Below are 14,937 nucleotides of genomic sequence, written 5' to 3'. Positions count from 1 at the left end.
TTGGGCGACCTCGACCCGTCAGCCCCAGTGACCGCCAGCGAGCCCCGGCCTCGACGCATTGGCGTACTGGGCGGGACCTTCGACCCGGTGCACATCGGCCATTTGCGCGGTGCGCTGGAAGTCGCCGAATCGCTGACTCTCGATGAGTTGCGTCTGACACCCAGTGCCAGGCCGCCCCATCGGGACAAGCCGCAGGTATCGGCGAAGGACCGTCTGGCGATGGTCAAGTGCGCGGTGGCCGGTGTGGCACCGTTGGTGGTGGATGCCCGCGAATTGCAGCGGGACAAACCGTCCTACACCATCGACACCCTGGAACTGATGCGCGCCGAACTTGCCGCTTCAGACCAGGTTTTTCTACTTTTGGGCTGGGACGCATTTTGCGGCCTGCCCACTTGGCACCGCTGGGAAGAGTTGCTCCAGCATTGCCACATCCTGGTGCTGCAACGCCCGGATGCCGACAGCGAACCGCCGGATGCCTTGCGCAACCTGCTGGCAGCACGTTCGGTGAACGACCCGCTGGCCCTCAAAGGGCCGAGCGGACAGATTGCATTCGTCTGGCAGACACCGCTCGCGGTATCCGCCACCCAGATCCGTCAACTGCTGGCCAGCGGTAAGTCGGTACGTTTCCTGGTGCCCGACGCGGTCCTGGCCTACATCGATGCGCACGGACTTTACCGTGCGTCGAACTGAAAAAGGGCGCGCTTCAAGGCACGTGAATGCGTGTATCGAAGCGCCCGAACATACGAGCAAAACGAGTTTTATATGACTGACAAAGACGTAAGCAAAGTAAAGCGCAAAGGCACATTCAAGAGCGCCCCGCTGCCAGTAGAAGCACCAACTGGCGCGCCACTGGCCGGCGAAGAGCTGGTCAAGGTTGCCGTAGCGGCCCTGGAAGACGTCAAGGCCCAGGACATCCAGGTGATCGACGTTCGTGAAAAGCAGAGCATCACTGACTACATGATCATCGCCACCGGTACGTCCAACCGCCAGATCGGCGCGATGCTGGACAAGGTCCGCGAAGCGGTCAAGGCTCAGGGCGTCAAGCCGCTGGGTGAAGAAGGCAAGGGCGACAGCGACTGGGTACTGCTGGATATGGACGACGTCATCGTGCACATGATGACTGCCTCGGCTCGCCAGTTCTATGACCTGGAGCGCCTGTGGGCCGGTGCAGAGCAGAGCCGTTCGGCCAGCGCTGCGCATCACAGCCCGGAAAACACCCATGAGCATTTCACCAAGCTCAACAAAGACCAGCAATAAGGGAACGCTGTGCGACTGCGACTGATCGCCGTCGGTTCACGCATGCCCAAGTGGGTGGAAGAAGGCTGGCATGAATATGCCAAGCGTCTTCCTTCCGAGCTGGCGCTGGAACTGGTGGAAATTCCGCTCAACACCCGCGGCAAGAACGCTGACGTGGCGCGCTTTATCCGTCAGGAAGGCGAAGCCATGCTGGCCAAGGTCGGGCCGAACGAGCGCGTTGTCACCCTCGAAGTCCACGGCAAGCCCTGGAGCACCGAGCAACTGGCGGTCGAGCTCGATCGCTGGCGGCTGGACTCGCGCACGGTGAATTTCATGGTCGGCGGCCCCGAGGGGCTGGCGCCGGAAGTCTGTGCCCGGGCGGATCAGCGTTGGTCGTTGTCGCCGTTGACGTTGCCGCACCCACTGGTGCGGATTCTGATCGGCGAACAGCTGTATCGTGCCTGGACAGTGTTGTCCGGCCACCCTTACCACAAGTAGTTCTGCCCTCATGTCCCAGCCGATCCGCATCAAGGACCACGAAAAAGACGCCCGTCTGGTGCGTGGCCGCGTCGTGTTCGGGGCTATTGCGGTCGTGACGCTGATCGGCGTGCTGATCGCGCGGCTGTATTTCCTTCAGGTGATCCAGTACGAGTACCACTCGACCCTGTCGGAAAACAACCGCGTCCATGTGCAGCCGATTCCGCCGACTCGCGGGCTGATCTTCGATCGCAATGGCGTGGTGGTGGCCGACAACCGGCCCAGCTTCAGCCTGAGCATGACCCGCGAACGCTCCGGCGACTGGCAGCAAGTGCTCGACGTGATCGTTGAAGTGCTGGAGCTGACGCCCGAGGACCGGGTGATCTTCGAGAAGCGCATGCGTCAGGGGCGTCGGCCGTTCGAGCCGGTGCCGATCCTGTTCGAGCTGACCGAAGAGCAGATCGCCCGCATCGCAGTGAACCAGTTCCGTCTGCCGGGCGTGGAAGTGGTTGCGCAGCTGGTTCGTCACTATCCGCAGGGCGCGCACTTTGCGCACTCGGTGGGTTACATGGGGCGGATCAACGAGAAAGAGCTCAAGACTCTGGACCCGGTGAGTTACAGCGGCACCCATCAAATTGGCAAAACCGGCATCGAGCGCTTCTACGAGCCCGAATTGCACGGTCAGGTCGGTTACGAAGAAGTCGAGACCAACGCCCGTGGCCGCGTGCTGCGGGTACTCAAACGTACCGAACCGATTTCCGGCAAGGACATCGTCCTGAGCCTGGACATCAAATTGCAGGAAGCCGCCGAAGCCGCGCTTGGCGGTCGCCGTGGCGCGGTCGTGGCACTGGATCCGGCGACCGGCGAAGTGCTGGCGATGGTCAGTCAGCCGAGTTTCGACCCGAACCTGTTCGTCACCGGCATCAGTTTCAAGGCCTACTCCGAGCTGCGTGACTCCATCGACCGGCCACTGTTCAACCGCGTGCTGCGCGGTCTGTACCCGCCGGGTTCGACCATCAAGCCAGCGGTGGCGATTGCCGGCCTGGATGCGGGCGTGGTCACGGCGTCGACCCGGGTGTTCGACCCGGGCTACTACATGCTGCCCAACTACGATCACAAGTACCGCAACTGGAACCGTACCGGCGACGGCTTTGTCGATCTCGACACGGCGATCATGCGCTCCAACGACACCTACTTCTATGACCTGGCGCACAAACTGGGGATTGATCGCTTGTCGTCCTACCTGAGCAAATTCGGCATTGGCCAGAAGGTCTCCCTGGACATGTTCGAAGAGTCGCCGGGGCTGATGCCGACACGGGAATGGAAGCGCGTAACCCGGCGTCAGGCCTGGTTCCCGGGCGAGACACTGATTCTCGGGATCGGGCAGGGCTACATGCAGTCCACTCCGTTGCAACTGGCGCAGGCCACGGCGCTGGTGGCCAACAAGGGTGTGTGGAATCGTCCGCACCTGGCCAAGACCATCGAGGGCGAGAAGCCGAAGGATGAAAATCCGATGCCGGACATTATCCTGCGCGACCCGTCGGACTGGACCAAGGTCAACCACGGCATGCAGCAGGTGATGCACGGTGCCCGGGGTACGGCGCGCAAGGCCTCGATCGGCGCGCAATACCGGATCGCCGGCAAAAGTGGTACGGCCCAGGTGGTCGCGATCAAGCAGGGCGAGAAGTACGACCGCTCCAAGGTGCAGGAGCGCCACCGCGACCACGCCTTGTTCGTCGGCTTCGCACCGGCCGACAACCCAAAAATCGTGGTCTCGGTGATGGTCGAGAACGGCGAGTCCGGCTCCGGCGTCGCCGCGCCGGTGGTGCGTCAAGTGATGGACGCCTGGCTCCTCGACCAGGACGGCCGACTGAAAGCCGAATACGCCAGCCCTATCAGTGCGGAGGCTACGGCCCGTGAAGAATAATTTCGATCGCATGCTCTCCAGCGAGGATGTGATGCGTCGCCGTGCGACGCTGTTGCAACGTCTGCACATCGACGGCCCGTTGCTGATCCTGTTGTTGACCCTCGCCGCCGGCAGCCTGTTCGTGCTGTATTCGGCCAGCGGCAAGAGCTGGGATCTGTTGGCCAAGCAAGCCACTTCCTTCGGCATCGGCCTGGTATCGATGATCGTCATCGCCCAGTTCGAACCGCGCTTCATGGCCCGCTGGGTGCCGCTCGGTTATGTGGTCGGCGTGATCTTGCTAGTGGTGGTGGACGTCATGGGCCATAACGCCATGGGGGCTACCCGCTGGATCAATATCCCCGGGGTGATCCGCTTCCAGCCCTCGGAATTCATGAAAATCCTGATGCCGGCGACCATCGCCTGGTATTTGGCCAAGCGCTCCTTGCCACCCCAGCTCAAGCACGTGGGGATCAGTCTGGTGCTGATCGGTGTCCCGTTCATTCTGATCGTGCGTCAGCCCGACCTCGGCACTTCGTTGCTGATCCTCGCCGGCGGCGCATTCGTGCTGTTCATGGGTGGCCTGCGCTGGCGCTGGATCCTCAGCGTGATCGCCGCCGCCGTGCCGGTGGCCGTGGCGATGTGGTTCTTCATCATGCACGACTATCAAAAGCAGCGAATCCTGACCTTCCTCGACCCCGAGAGCGATCCGCTGGGCACGGGCTGGAACATCATTCAGTCGAAAGCGGCCATCGGTTCCGGCGGCGTGTTCGGCAAAGGCTGGTTGCTCGGCACCCAGTCGCACCTGGACTTCCTGCCGGAAAGCCACACCGACTTCATTATTGCGGTCCTGGGCGAAGAGTTCGGCCTTGTAGGTATCTGCGCGCTGCTGCTGATTTACCTGCTGTTGATCGGTCGCGGGCTGGTGATTACCGCCCAGGCCCAGACATTGTTCGGCAAATTGCTCGCGGGCAGCCTGACCATGACGTTTTTTGTTTACGTTTTCGTCAACATCGGTATGGTCAGTGGCCTGTTGCCGGTGGTGGGGGTGCCGTTGCCGTTCATTAGCTACGGAGGAACTTCGCTGGTGACGCTGCTGTCAGCGTTTGGGGTTTTGATGTCGATCCATACCCATCGTAAGTGGATCGCACAGGTTTGAATAAGGTGAAGATTTCAATGCAAGTAATGCGTGGCTGGGCGACTCGATACGCACCGTGGGTCGGCCTGGTGAGCATCCTTGGTTCCGTGCAGGAAGCATTGGCCGGCGATTACGAAGGTTCACCCCAGGTGGCCGAGTTCGTTGGTGAAATGACCCGTGACTACGGCTTTGCCGGTGAACAGCTGATGGGCGTGTTCCGCGAAGCCGAGCGCAAACAGTCGATTCTGGACGCCATCTCCAAACCCGCCGAACGCGTCAAGCAGTGGAAAGAATATCGCCCGATGTTCATCACCGACGCGCGCATCGCCCGTGGCGTGGACTTCTGGCGTCAGCACGAAGCGGTGCTGGCCCGCGCCGAGCAGGAATACGGCGTGCCGGCGCAGGTGATCGTCTCGATCATCGGCGTCGAGACCTTTTTTGGCCGCAATACCGGTAATTATCGGGTGATCGACGCCTTGTCGACCCTGGGTTTCGACTATCCTCCCCGTGCCGATTTCTTCCGCAAGGAATTGCGTGAGTTCCTGCTGCTGGCCCGAGAAGAACAGGTCGACCCGTTGACCCTCAAAGGCTCCTACGCCGGGGCCATGGGCTTGCCGCAATTCATGCCGAGCAGCTTTCGCGCCTATGCGGTGGATTTCGACGGTGACGGCCACATTAATATCTGGACCAACCCCGATGATGCCATCGGCAGCGTCGCCAGTTATTTCAAGCAACACGGCTGGGTTGCCGGCGAACCTGTGGTCAGTCGTGCCGATGTGCGCGGCGATCAGGTGGACGACGGGCTGACCGATGGCATCGAACCGACGAAAACTGTCGGGGAGTTGCGGGCGCTGGGCTGGTCGAGTCATGATGCGCTGCGCGATGATATGCCGGTCACGGCTTTCCGCCTGGAAGGTGACAATGGCCCCGAATACTGGATGGGCCTGACGAATTTTTACGCGATCACGCGTTATAACCGCAGCGTGATGTACGCCATGGCTGTACATCAACTGTCTGAACAGCTGGTCCAAGCACGGGGCGTCAAGTAATGCGGGCATTGCCTATGAATAAACCCCTGAAGCTCATGGCATTCGCCGCGTTGGCGGTGCTGGTCGCCAGTTGTTCGACCAGCCGCTCGCCGACCCAGAAGTCCTCCACCGCCGTTCGTTCAGCACCCGGCCTGGACATCAACCGGGCTCACAAGGATGGCGCACCCTGGTGGGACGTCGACGTATCGCGCATCCCGGATGCCACGCCGACCCTGCACAGCGGTCCTTATAAAGCCAACCCGTACACCGTGCTGGGCAAGACCTACTTCCCGCTGCAGGAATCCAAGACCTACGTCGCGTCGGGCACGGCGTCCTGGTACGGCACCAAGTTCCACGGCCAGAACACCGCCAACGGCGAGGTGTATGACCTGTATGGCATGAGCGCCGCCCACAAGACCTTGCCACTGCCAAGTTACGTTCGGGTGACCAACCTGGACAACAACAAGACGGTGATTCTGCGGGTCAATGACCGTGGGCCGTTCTATTCAGACCGGATCATCGACTTGTCCTACGCGGCCGCCAAGAAGCTCGGCTACGCTGAAATCGGCACGGCGCGGGTCAAGGTCGAAGGCATCGACCCGCAAGAATGGTGGGCGCAGAAAGGTCGTCCGGCACCGTTGATGCTCAACGAGCCACAAGTGGCGCAAAATGCCGCGCCGACCGTGACCGCCTCCACCGGCACCGTCGAGCAATGGACGCCACCGCCGCAGCAACACGCCGCGGCCGTTGTGCCTGTGCAGATCGATGCAAAAAAAAACGCTTCTGTACCAGCCTCTGGCCAGTATCTGCAGGTGGGCGCGTTCGCCAACCCGGACGCTGCAGAACTCCTGAGATCGAAGCTCAGCGGGATGGTGAGCGCTCCGGTGTTCATCAGCTCGATAGTGCGTAACCAACAGACTTTGCATCGGGTGCGCATGGGGCCGATCGGCTCGCCAGGTGAAATCCAGCAGGTGCAGAACAGCGTGCGGCTGGCCAATCTCGGCTCGCCGAGCCTGGTCAGCGCCGAGTAACACGTAGTACTTGATTGACGGTTCGCTTGCGGTTTGGGGGGCGAACCGGGTTGTTGGCTCGTTGAAGAACAAAAGCCCGGCAAGGGTTACAGAGTGAGCAACTGAACACGTGACAGCTTTTTGAAAAGTTGTCTGATTAGTTTTGCCCTAGGGCAGTTTCCATTAGCGATTTCGAGAGACGGATGAACATCACCACCTTTGCCAAACGCCTGTGCCTGCTAGTCCCGCTGCTTCTCTCACCCGCGGCTTTCGCGGTCGAGATGATGCCGTCGCCACCGCAATTGGCCGCCAAAGCCTACGTACTCATGGACGCCAGCAGCGGCAACGTGCTGGTAGAGAACAACGGTGACCAGCGTCTGCCGCCGGCCAGCCTGACCAAGCTGATGACCGCGTACATCGCGACCCTGGAAATCCGTCGTGGCCAGATCGGCGAAAACGATCCGGTGACCGTCAGCGAGAACGCCTGGCGTACCGGCGGTTCGCGGATGTTCATCAAGGTCGGCTCGCAAGTCACCGTCAGCGACCTGCTGCACGGCATCATCATTCAGTCGGGCAACGACGCCAGTGTTGCGCTCTCCGAGCACATCGCCGGCAGCGAAGACGCATTCGCCGACCTGATGAACAAAACCGTTGCTGATCTGGGCATGAGCAATACCCACTTCATGAACCCGACCGGTCTGCCGAACCCGGAGCACTACTCGTCGGCTCACGACATGGCCGTGTTGGCTCGCGCGATCATCCACGAAGACCCGGCTCACTATGCGATCTACTCGCAGAAAGAGTTCTTCTGGAACGGCATCAAGCAGCCTAACCGCAACCTGCTGCTGTGGCGCGACAAGACCGTCGACGGTCTGAAAACCGGTCACACCGATGAAGCCGGCTACTGCATGGTGTCTTCGGCCGTACGTGATGGCATGCGCCTGATCGCCGTGGTGTTCGGCACCAACAGCGAAGTGGCTCGTGCTGCTGAAACCCAGAAGCTGCTGACTTACGGTTTCCGCTTCTTCGAAACCCAGACTTTCTATCAGAAAGGTGCCGAGCTGGCTCAGGCACCTGTCTGGAAAGGCACCACCAATCAAGTCAAGGCCGGCCTGGCTGAAGACCTGACCATGACCTTGCCCAAAGGCCAGCTGAAAAAGCTTGCTGCCAGCATGACCATGAACCCGCAACTGGTTGCGCCAATCGCCAAGGGCGACGTGATCGGTAAAGTCGAAGTGAAACTGGACGACAAAGTGGTGCACAGCGCCGACCTGATCGCTCTGGACGCGGTCGACGAGGGTGGTATCTTCCGCCGCATGTGGGATAGCATCCGTCTATTTTTCTACGGCTTGTTCAACTGATAGTGTGCACCTGCAAGGCCCCACGCTGATCCGGCGCGGGGCCTTGCTGTCGCCACGGCTTACGCTTACGAGGCCGTTACGCCATGACCGATACCGAAGTAAAGGCGCCAAAGATCGAATTTCCCCAAGTTGATTATCCGGTTAAGGTGATCAGCGATACGGGCGTCGGTAACAAAGACAAGATCATCGACATCGTCAAGAAACACGCGACCATCAACGATGAGCGTGTCGACGAGCGCCAAAGCACCAACGGCAAGTACACCACGATTCAGTTGCACATCGTCGCCACCGACCAGGACCAGCTGTACAACATCAACAGCGAACTGCGGGCTACCGGCTTCGTGCACATGGTGCTGTGATGCCTGGCACGCTGGGCTTTCGCGAACTCGGCCAGATGGCTTACGAGCCGGTCTGGCATGCCATGCAGCGCTTCACCAACGAACGCGGCAGTGATGCCGCCGACGAGATCTGGCTGGTCGAGCACCCGCCGGTTTTCACCCAGGGCCAGGCCGGCAAGGCTGAGCACCTGTTGCTGCCAGGCGATATTCCGGTGGTGCAGGTCGATCGCGGTGGTCAGGTGACTTACCACGGTCCAGGCCAATTGGTGGCCTACCTGTTGCTGGATGTGCGCAAGCTGGGTTTCGGTGTGCGTGACCTGGTCAGCCGCATGGAGCAGTGCCTGATCGAGTTGCTGGCCAGTTATGGCGTGACCGCATCCGCCAAGCCGGATGCACCGGGTGTCTATGTCGATGGCGCGAAAATCGCGTCCCTGGGTCTGCGGATCCGCCACGGTTGTTCCTTTCATGGCCTGGCCCTGAACGTGGATATGAACCTGGAACCGTTTCGACGGATTAATCCCTGCGGCTATGCCGGGCTGGCGATGACCCAGCTCCGCGATCACGCAGGACCGATTGAATTTGCCGAGGTAAGTGCCCGGCTGCGCGCGCAGCTCGTCAAACACCTCGACTATGCTGAGCAGACGACCCTAACGGGCGGAATCGATTGATATGACTACTGATGCAGTGCAAACCATGATCCCGACGCTCGATGTCACCGAGCGTCCGGCCCCGCGTGCCAAGGTTGAAGCCGGCGTCAAGCTGCGCGGCGCCGAGAAGGTTGCACGCATCCCGGTGAAGATCATCCCGACCACCGAACTACCGAAGAAACCCGACTGGATTCGCGTGCGCATCCCGGTTTCCCCGGAGGTCGACCGCATCAAGGCCCTGCTGCGCAAGCACAAGCTGCACAGCGTTTGCGAAGAAGCATCCTGCCCGAACCTGGGCGAGTGCTTCTCCGGCGGCACCGCGACCTTCATGATCATGGGCGACATCTGCACCCGTCGCTGCCCGTTCTGCGACGTTGGCCACGGCCGTCCGAAGCCACTGGACGTGAACGAGCCTGAAAGCCTGGCCATTGCCATCGCCGACCTGAAACTGAAATACGTGGTCATCACCTCGGTAGACCGCGACGACCTGCGTGACGGCGGTGCCCAGCACTTTGCCGACTGCATCCGCGAAATCCGCAAACTGTCGCCGAACGTACAGCTCGAAACCCTGGTCCCGGACTACCGTGGCCGTATGGACATCGCGCTGGAAATCACCGCCGCCGAGCCGCCGGATGTGTTTAACCACAACCTGGAAACCGTGCCGCGCCTGTACAAGGCTGCGCGTCCGGGGTCGGATTACCAGTGGTCGCTGACCCTGCTGCAACGCTTCAAGCAGATGATGCCGCACATTCCGACCAAGTCTGGCCTGATGCTGGGTCTGGGCGAGACAGACGAAGAAGTCATCGAAGTCATGAAGCGCATGCGCGAACACGACATCGACATGCTGACCCTGGGCCAGTACCTGCAACCATCCCGCAGCCACTTGCCGGTCCAGCGCTTCGTGCACCCGGACACCTTCGCCTGGTTTGCCGAGGAAGGTTACAAGATGGGCTTCAAGAACGTCGCTTCCGGTCCGCTGGTACGCTCCTCGTACCACGCCGACGAGCAGGCGAAGCTGGTCAAGGCCGAGTTGATGTCGTCCTGATTCCGCGCTGAGAAAAGAACACGCCCGCAAGGTCAGGCCTTGCGGGCGTTTTCATTGGCGGTGCCCACATCCTCTTCAGTCTTTTCCTGCAAGCCGTGGTGCGACTGACCCTCTTTTGTTTATTTCCGTTCCTGACTACTGTGTGCTGAAGCATTCACACAGGGAGAATCATGGATGACTGCTCGACCGACCCACACCCTTTGTCCTCACGTCCCTGTTCCGGCCTTGCCGCCTGCAGGGCTGATCGGCGTCATCGCACCTGCCGGCCCCGCTGCCCTGGACACCGATAAAGCGATTGCCTGGATGCGCGCTCGCGGCTATTCGCTGCGAGTGTTCCCCGGCGTTTACGAGAATGACGGCTACCTGGCCGGCAGCGACGATGTGCGGCTCAATGACTTGCACGCGGCATTTACCGACAGCGAGGTCGACGCCATCATCTGTTTGCGTGGCGGTTACGGTACGCCGCGTTTGCTCGATCGTATCGATTTCGAGTTACTGCGCAACAATGCCAAACCGTTCATCGGCTACAGCGACGTCACTGCGCTGCATCTGGCTATCAGCCGTTATGCGGGTTTCGTGACGTTTCACGGTCCGATGCTCAATGCTGACCTGCTGGGTGACAAGCAGAAACCCACCGAGTCCTCGTTTTTCAATATGTTGCGCGGGCAGGTGACGGCGGACAGCGTACTGGCGCACCCGGTGGCCTATCCGTTGACGACCGTCTCGCCAGGCATCGCTCACGGGCGTTTGCTGGGGGGCAATCTGTCGATGATCGCCGCGACTATGGGCACGCCTTACGAGATCGATGCCGAGGGCGCCATTCTGTTTATCGAAGACATCAACGAGCCGTTGTATCGCATCGACCGGCTGCTGACCCATTTGCGTCTGGCCGGCACGTTGCACAAGTTGCGCGGGGTTCTGGTGGGGGATGTGGCGGGTGTGGACACAATCGCGCTGGAGGGCTTGCTCAAGCAGACCTTCGCGTCGTTGCGCATACCCGTGCTGGCGGGGTGGCGCAGCGGGCATTGCGACCCGAACCTGACGTTACCGATGGGGGCGCTGGTCAGGCTGGATGCGGGGAGCAAGACGTTGGTGCTGGAGCAGGATGTGGTGATCAAGCGTTAGATCGTTATTGCCTGACAGTCAGTCTTCGCGGGCAAGCCTCGCTCCTACAGGGTTTGTGTCACCGTGAAAATCATGGTGAACCAGATACTGTAGGAGCGAGGCTTGCCCGCGAAGCTTTTAGCGGTTCCGCAGACCTTCGAGCAACTTGTGCGTCGGATACCCATCCGCCGGCCAGCCAAACGACTGCTGCGCGCTGCGGATTGCTTTACGGGTATTGGCGCCGATGATGCCGTCTGGGGTGCCGGCGTCATAGTTCCGGGCGCTCAGCAGGGTTTGCAGCTCGATTCGCTCGGTACGGCTCAGCGGCAAGTCGTCTTTTGGCCATAGACCGTTGATCAGGCCACCGCCATTGAAACGCTCGGACAACAGGCTCACGCCCAAGGCGTAGGACGAAGAGTTGTTGTACTTGAGGATTGCGCGGAAGTTATCGAAGATCAGGAATGCCGGGCCGCGATAACCTGCCGGCAGGAGCAGGGCGGCCGACAGGTGTTCGGAACCGGCCGGAGCCTGGACACCATTGGGCAGGGTAACCCCCAGTTGCTGCCACTCGGCGACACTTTTGCGAATCGCGCCATCGGCCAGGACGTAATTGAAGCTGCTCGGCAGTTGTACTTCGAAGCCCCACGGCTGGCCTTTCTGCCAGCCGGAGCTTTGCAGGTAGTGCGCGGTCGAGGCCAGCGCATCGGCGGAGCTGTTCCAGATGTCACGACGGCCATCGCCGTCGAAGTCTACGGCGTGGGTGTTGTAGGTGGTCGGGATAAACTGGGTCTGGCCCATGGCGCCAGCCCAGGAACCAAGCATCTTCTCGGGTTCGATATCGCCCTGTTGCAGGATTTGCAGGGCAGCGATCAGCTGCGCATGAGCAAAGCCTGGGCGTCGACCTTCATAGGCCAGGGTTGCCAGGGAGTTGATCACAGACTTGTTGCCCTGGAACTGACCGAAGTTACTCTCCATGCCCCACACCGCGACCAGTGCCTGACGGTCGACGCCATAGCGCTGTTCGATGCTTTGCAGGATATCGGCGTACTGGCTGACCAGTGCCTGACCTTTGCGCACCCGCAACGGCGACAGCGCGCCATCGAGGTATTCCCACACCGGGCGAGTAAACTCCGGCTGGCTGCGGTCGGCACGGATCACGCTGGCGTCCAGGCTGACATTGGCAAAGGCGCGGTCGAACAGGTCGGCGCGAATGCCGGCGGCGAGGGCGTCTTTGCGAAAACCCGCCTGCCATTCGGCAAAGGTCTGGGTTGGCTGGATGTCGAGATTCTCACCGGTCGGAACCACCGGCGGAATGACCGCAGGGGCCGTGGCAACGGTGCGGGTCTGAAGCGGCTGGGCGTCGGCGGCGGTGGGTTTTTCCGCGCAGGCGACAAGCAGAATGAGGCTGGAGGCAGCGATCAATTGGCGAAGGTGCCAACGACGGGAAAGACAAAGGGGCATGCACAGGTCCAGAGGATACGAATCAGGTGCAGACCTTAACATGTTGAGCGATGGCTTGCCTTTCAGGCCGCCAGAAAGTAAGAAGCCTCCCAGCTGTTAGACTGGAAGGCTTCGCGGCGGTAGCTGCCTTTGCCCTTGCCGGCTCGTTCCTGACGGCTGCGGAACAGTGGCTGGGCGATGATGGATTTGGCCTTGTTGGGGCCATGCCTGGATGGCTTTTTGCTCATGATGATCTCTCGCAAGTGAGTGGATTTTGCGGGGCAAATCATCGGCCGAAGTTGGGGTTCTGTCTAGTCCCTACATTGTGTAGGAAATGATACCTGTGGCGAGGGAGCTTGCTCCCGCTCGGCTGCGTAGCAGTCGTGAAACTGGTAGCCGAGGAACATCTGAAGACGCGCGGTGATTGGTTTTAGGGGCGCTTCGCAACCCAGCGGGAGCAAGCTCCCTCGCCACAGAGGTTGGTACAGGTTATTCGGCAGGCAACGACAATCTCTGCCCGGCCATCAACAACGTCAACCGGCTCAAACTCATCCACGGCGAACCCGCCGCCTGGCCTTTGATCTGCGCGTCGATGCGCTGTGCTTCAAGCAGCAATTGCGCCCAGCGTTGCGCCGAGTAGCGTTGCAGTGCCTTGCTCATCAGCGGTTTGCGCTTGTCCCAGACCGGTGGCCGGGCCTGGCTGAAGGCTTTGTCCAGCGGCACGCCCTGGCTGTATTGCAGCGACAGGTTGGCCAGCAGGCGCAGTTCACGGGCCAGCGCCCAGAGAATCACCGGCGGTTCAACGCCTTCGCCGCGCAGCCCTTCGAGCATGCGCAGGGCATGAGCGGCTTCGCCGTTGAGGATCGCGTCGGTCAAGCCGAAGACGTCGAAGCGCGCGCTGTCGGCCACTGCCGCTTGCACGGTTTCGACGGTGATCTGACCACCTTCGGCCATCAGCTTGAGCTTTTCGATTTCCTGGGCGGCAGCCAGCAAGTTGCCTTCGACCCGAGCGGCGATCAGTTCGACGGCGTCCTGGCTGGCGGAAAGCCCGGCCTGGGACAGTCGTTGACGAATCCAGCTCGGCAACTGGTTGGTGTCCACGGGCCAGATCTGCACGAACTGGGTCTGCGGACCTTCGACCAGCGCCTTGCCCCACTTGGTTTTCTGCGCACTGCCATCAAGCTTGGGCAGGCTGATCAGCAGCAGCGTGTCTTCTGCCGGGCGCGAGCAGTACTCGATAAGCGCGGCGGCGCCTTTGTCGCCAGGTTTGCCGGAGGGCAAACGCAGTTCCAGAAGACGTTTTTCGGCGAACAGCGACATGCTTGCACCAGCCTGCAGCAGCGTACCCCAGTCGAAACTGGCGTCGGCGGCGAAGACCTGGCGTTCATCGAAACCTTGTTGGCGAGCAGCGGCGCGAATGGCGTCGGCGGCTTCCTGGCACAGCAGTGGGTCATCGCCACTGATGATGTAGACCGGCGCAAGAGCGCCTTGCAGGTGTTTGCCGAGTTGGGCGGGGGCGAGTTTCATAAGAAGAGGCGAACGGGGCGCCTGAGCGCCCCGTAAGTCTTACTGCCGTGGCAGTTCGACAGGCGACTGACGCGGAGTCTCCGCTTCAGCCTTCTGCGCCGCTTCCAGCGCGGCGGCTTCAGCCTTGGCCCGGGCGTCGGCGGTCTGTTGCAGCTGGTCCAACTGAGTCGGGGTGAGCTGTTGCAGACGCAGCATCATGCGTTGAACCAGTTCACGACGAATGTCCTTGCGGGCATCGTTGGCTTCCTGGTCGGAGCCCACCAGGTTGTTGCCGTCGTGGATGAACACCTTCTGCACTTCAAGCTTGTCGCTCAGCAGTGGCAGGTCACCCTGACCACGGATGTCGTAATTGAGCACGGTGTTCACCTGGTACTCACCAGTACGGCCGGCACCGGCATAGCTGAGGATGCGCTGGCTTTCCTGCTCATCGGTCAGCACCAGTTTGTAAGGTGCGCCGGTGTAGACCCGGACGCCGCTGCTTTCCAGTACCTGACGCAATTGTGTCACGGTTTCGCCGTAGGCATTGCGGGCGCTCAGGTCGAGTTCCTTGATCGCCAGTTCGGTGGTGCCGGTGCCACGCAGGTGGAAACCGCAGGCGCTCAGCAGGACTGCGAGGCCCATCACCAGCAAATTGCGTTTGATCATCTTGTTGCTCCCCTTGAAACCATGTGGGCCGGTCAAAC

At 61.0% G+C, this 14,937-nt stretch carries 16 protein-coding genes; 12 read left to right on the top strand and 4 right to left on the bottom strand.

Features of this window, described 5'->3' with window-relative positions; all coding sequences use genetic code 11:
- The 12 genes from nadD to AC1RO5_RS10980 all read left to right on the top strand — a co-directional run bounded on the left by nadD (nucleotide 1) and on the right by AC1RO5_RS10980 (nucleotide 11,308).
- Nucleotides 1-690 (top strand): nicotinate-nucleotide adenylyltransferase, encoded by a 690-nt coding sequence (nadD, locus tag AC1RO5_RS11035; RefSeq protein ID WP_493174889.1) that lies wholly within the window; start codon nucleotides 1-3, stop codon nucleotides 688-690.
- 72 nt (nucleotides 691-762) lie between these two features.
- Nucleotides 763-1,257, top strand: a complete 495-nt coding sequence (gene rsfS / locus AC1RO5_RS11030) for a ribosome silencing factor (protein ID WP_007937440.1) — start codon at nucleotides 763-765, stop codon at nucleotides 1,255-1,257.
- Between the two features lie 9 nt (nucleotides 1,258-1,266).
- Nucleotides 1,267-1,734, top strand: coding sequence for a 23S rRNA (pseudouridine(1915)-N(3))-methyltransferase RlmH (gene rlmH, locus AC1RO5_RS11025; protein ID WP_007937439.1), 468 nt, complete (start codon nucleotides 1,267-1,269; stop codon nucleotides 1,732-1,734).
- A gap of 10 nt (nucleotides 1,735-1,744) precedes the next feature.
- Nucleotides 1,745-3,640, top strand: a complete 1,896-nt coding sequence (mrdA, locus tag AC1RO5_RS11020; RefSeq protein ID WP_007937437.1) for a penicillin-binding protein 2 — start codon at nucleotides 1,745-1,747, stop codon at nucleotides 3,638-3,640.
- A gap of 31 nt (nucleotides 3,641-3,671) precedes the next feature.
- Entirely contained in the window at nucleotides 3,672-4,775 is a 1,104-nt protein-coding gene (rodA, locus tag AC1RO5_RS11015) for a rod shape-determining protein RodA (protein ID WP_050438283.1), read from the top strand.
- 17 nt (nucleotides 4,776-4,792) lie between these two features.
- Nucleotides 4,793-5,803: a lytic murein transglycosylase B gene (mltB, locus tag AC1RO5_RS11010; protein WP_018925755.1), complete on the top strand. Its 1,011-nt coding sequence runs from the start codon at nucleotides 4,793-4,795 to the stop codon at nucleotides 5,801-5,803.
- Nucleotides 5,803-6,813, top strand: coding sequence for a septal ring lytic transglycosylase RlpA family protein (locus tag AC1RO5_RS11005; protein ID WP_493174888.1), 1,011 nt, complete (start codon nucleotides 5,803-5,805; stop codon nucleotides 6,811-6,813). The genes mltB and AC1RO5_RS11005 overlap by 1 nt, the downstream gene beginning before the upstream one ends.
- A gap of 182 nt (nucleotides 6,814-6,995) precedes the next feature.
- Nucleotides 6,996-8,153, top strand: a complete 1,158-nt coding sequence (locus AC1RO5_RS11000) for a D-alanyl-D-alanine carboxypeptidase family protein (RefSeq protein WP_493174887.1) — start codon at nucleotides 6,996-6,998, stop codon at nucleotides 8,151-8,153.
- A gap of 83 nt (nucleotides 8,154-8,236) precedes the next feature.
- The gene (locus AC1RO5_RS10995; protein ID WP_007937427.1) at nucleotides 8,237-8,512 is read left to right on the top strand and encodes a DUF493 domain-containing protein; all 276 of its coding nucleotides are present in this window, start codon (nucleotides 8,237-8,239) and stop codon (nucleotides 8,510-8,512) included.
- Nucleotides 8,512-9,159, top strand: coding sequence for a lipoyl(octanoyl) transferase LipB (lipB, locus tag AC1RO5_RS10990; protein WP_007937425.1), 648 nt, complete (start codon nucleotides 8,512-8,514; stop codon nucleotides 9,157-9,159). Before AC1RO5_RS10995 ends, lipB begins: the two co-directional genes overlap by 1 nt.
- Nucleotide 9,160: 1 nt before the next feature.
- Nucleotides 9,161-10,183 (top strand): lipoyl synthase, encoded by a 1,023-nt coding sequence (gene lipA, locus AC1RO5_RS10985; protein WP_007937422.1) that lies wholly within the window; start codon nucleotides 9,161-9,163, stop codon nucleotides 10,181-10,183.
- A 174-nt stretch (nucleotides 10,184-10,357) separates the two neighbouring features.
- A complete protein-coding gene (locus tag AC1RO5_RS10980) occupies nucleotides 10,358-11,308 on the top strand; it encodes a S66 peptidase family protein (RefSeq protein ID WP_493174886.1) in 951 nt (316 codons plus the stop codon).
- A gap of 117 nt (nucleotides 11,309-11,425) precedes the next feature.
- On the opposite strand, the gene AC1RO5_RS10975 is transcribed toward AC1RO5_RS10980, so the two are convergent.
- The 4 genes from AC1RO5_RS10975 to AC1RO5_RS10960 all read right to left on the bottom strand — a co-directional run bounded on the left by AC1RO5_RS10975 (nucleotide 11,426) and on the right by AC1RO5_RS10960 (nucleotide 14,899).
- Complete coding sequence (locus tag AC1RO5_RS10975; RefSeq protein WP_493174885.1) at nucleotides 11,426-12,748, bottom strand: lytic murein transglycosylase; 1,323 nt, start codon at nucleotides 12,746-12,748, stop codon at nucleotides 11,426-11,428.
- 62 nt (nucleotides 12,749-12,810) lie between these two features.
- Nucleotides 12,811-12,975 (bottom strand): alternative ribosome rescue factor ArfA, encoded by a 165-nt coding sequence (arfA, locus tag AC1RO5_RS10970; protein WP_065908951.1) that lies wholly within the window; start codon nucleotides 12,973-12,975, stop codon nucleotides 12,811-12,813.
- Nucleotides 12,976-13,216: 241 nt separating this feature from the next.
- Nucleotides 13,217-14,254 carry a DNA polymerase III subunit delta gene (gene holA, locus AC1RO5_RS10965; RefSeq protein ID WP_007937416.1) on the bottom strand — a complete coding sequence of 346 codons (1,038 nt, stop codon included), beginning with the start codon at nucleotides 14,252-14,254 and terminating at the stop codon, nucleotides 13,217-13,219.
- 39 nt (nucleotides 14,255-14,293) lie between these two features.
- Complete coding sequence (locus tag AC1RO5_RS10960; RefSeq protein ID WP_493174884.1) at nucleotides 14,294-14,899, bottom strand: LPS-assembly lipoprotein LptE; 606 nt, start codon at nucleotides 14,897-14,899, stop codon at nucleotides 14,294-14,296.
- Nucleotides 14,900-14,937 lie beyond the last annotated feature (38 nt).

The organism is Pseudomonas sp. GW822-FHT02G04 (assembly GCF_058802085.1).
The sequence above is the reverse complement of the archived record's forward strand: the minus strand, read 5'-3'. Positions and strand labels throughout refer to the sequence as shown.

Excerpts from the sequence above, each read along its gene's own strand:
- rsfS (WP_007937440.1), top strand. The coding sequence starts at position 763 with ATGACTGACAAAGACGTAAGCAAAGTAAAGCGCAAAGGCACATTCAAG.
- mrdA (WP_007937437.1), top strand. The coding sequence starts at position 1,745 with ATGTCCCAGCCGATCCGCATCAAGGACCACGAAAAAGACGCCCGTCTG.
- rodA (WP_050438283.1), top strand. The coding sequence starts at position 3,672 with ATGCGTCGCCGTGCGACGCTGTTGCAACGTCTGCACATCGACGGCCCG.
- mltB (WP_018925755.1), top strand. The coding sequence starts at position 4,793 with ATGCAAGTAATGCGTGGCTGGGCGACTCGATACGCACCGTGGGTCGGC.
- AC1RO5_RS11005 (WP_493174888.1), top strand. The coding sequence starts at position 5,803 with ATGCGGGCATTGCCTATGAATAAACCCCTGAAGCTCATGGCATTCGCC.
- AC1RO5_RS11000 (WP_493174887.1), top strand. The coding sequence starts at position 6,996 with ATGAACATCACCACCTTTGCCAAACGCCTGTGCCTGCTAGTCCCGCTG.
- AC1RO5_RS10995 (WP_007937427.1), top strand. The coding sequence starts at position 8,237 with ATGACCGATACCGAAGTAAAGGCGCCAAAGATCGAATTTCCCCAAGTT.
- lipB (WP_007937425.1), top strand. The coding sequence starts at position 8,512 with ATGCCTGGCACGCTGGGCTTTCGCGAACTCGGCCAGATGGCTTACGAG.
- lipA (WP_007937422.1), top strand. The coding sequence starts at position 9,161 with ATGACTACTGATGCAGTGCAAACCATGATCCCGACGCTCGATGTCACC.
- AC1RO5_RS10980 (WP_493174886.1), top strand. The coding sequence starts at position 10,358 with ATGACTGCTCGACCGACCCACACCCTTTGTCCTCACGTCCCTGTTCCG.
- AC1RO5_RS10975 (WP_493174885.1), bottom strand. The coding sequence starts at position 12,748 with ATGCCCCTTTGTCTTTCCCGTCGTTGGCACCTTCGCCAATTGATCGCT.
- arfA (WP_065908951.1), bottom strand. The coding sequence starts at position 12,975 with ATGAGCAAAAAGCCATCCAGGCATGGCCCCAACAAGGCCAAATCCATC.
- holA (WP_007937416.1), bottom strand. The coding sequence starts at position 14,254 with ATGAAACTCGCCCCCGCCCAACTCGGCAAACACCTGCAAGGCGCTCTT.
- AC1RO5_RS10960 (WP_493174884.1), bottom strand. The coding sequence starts at position 14,899 with ATGATCAAACGCAATTTGCTGGTGATGGGCCTCGCAGTCCTGCTGAGC.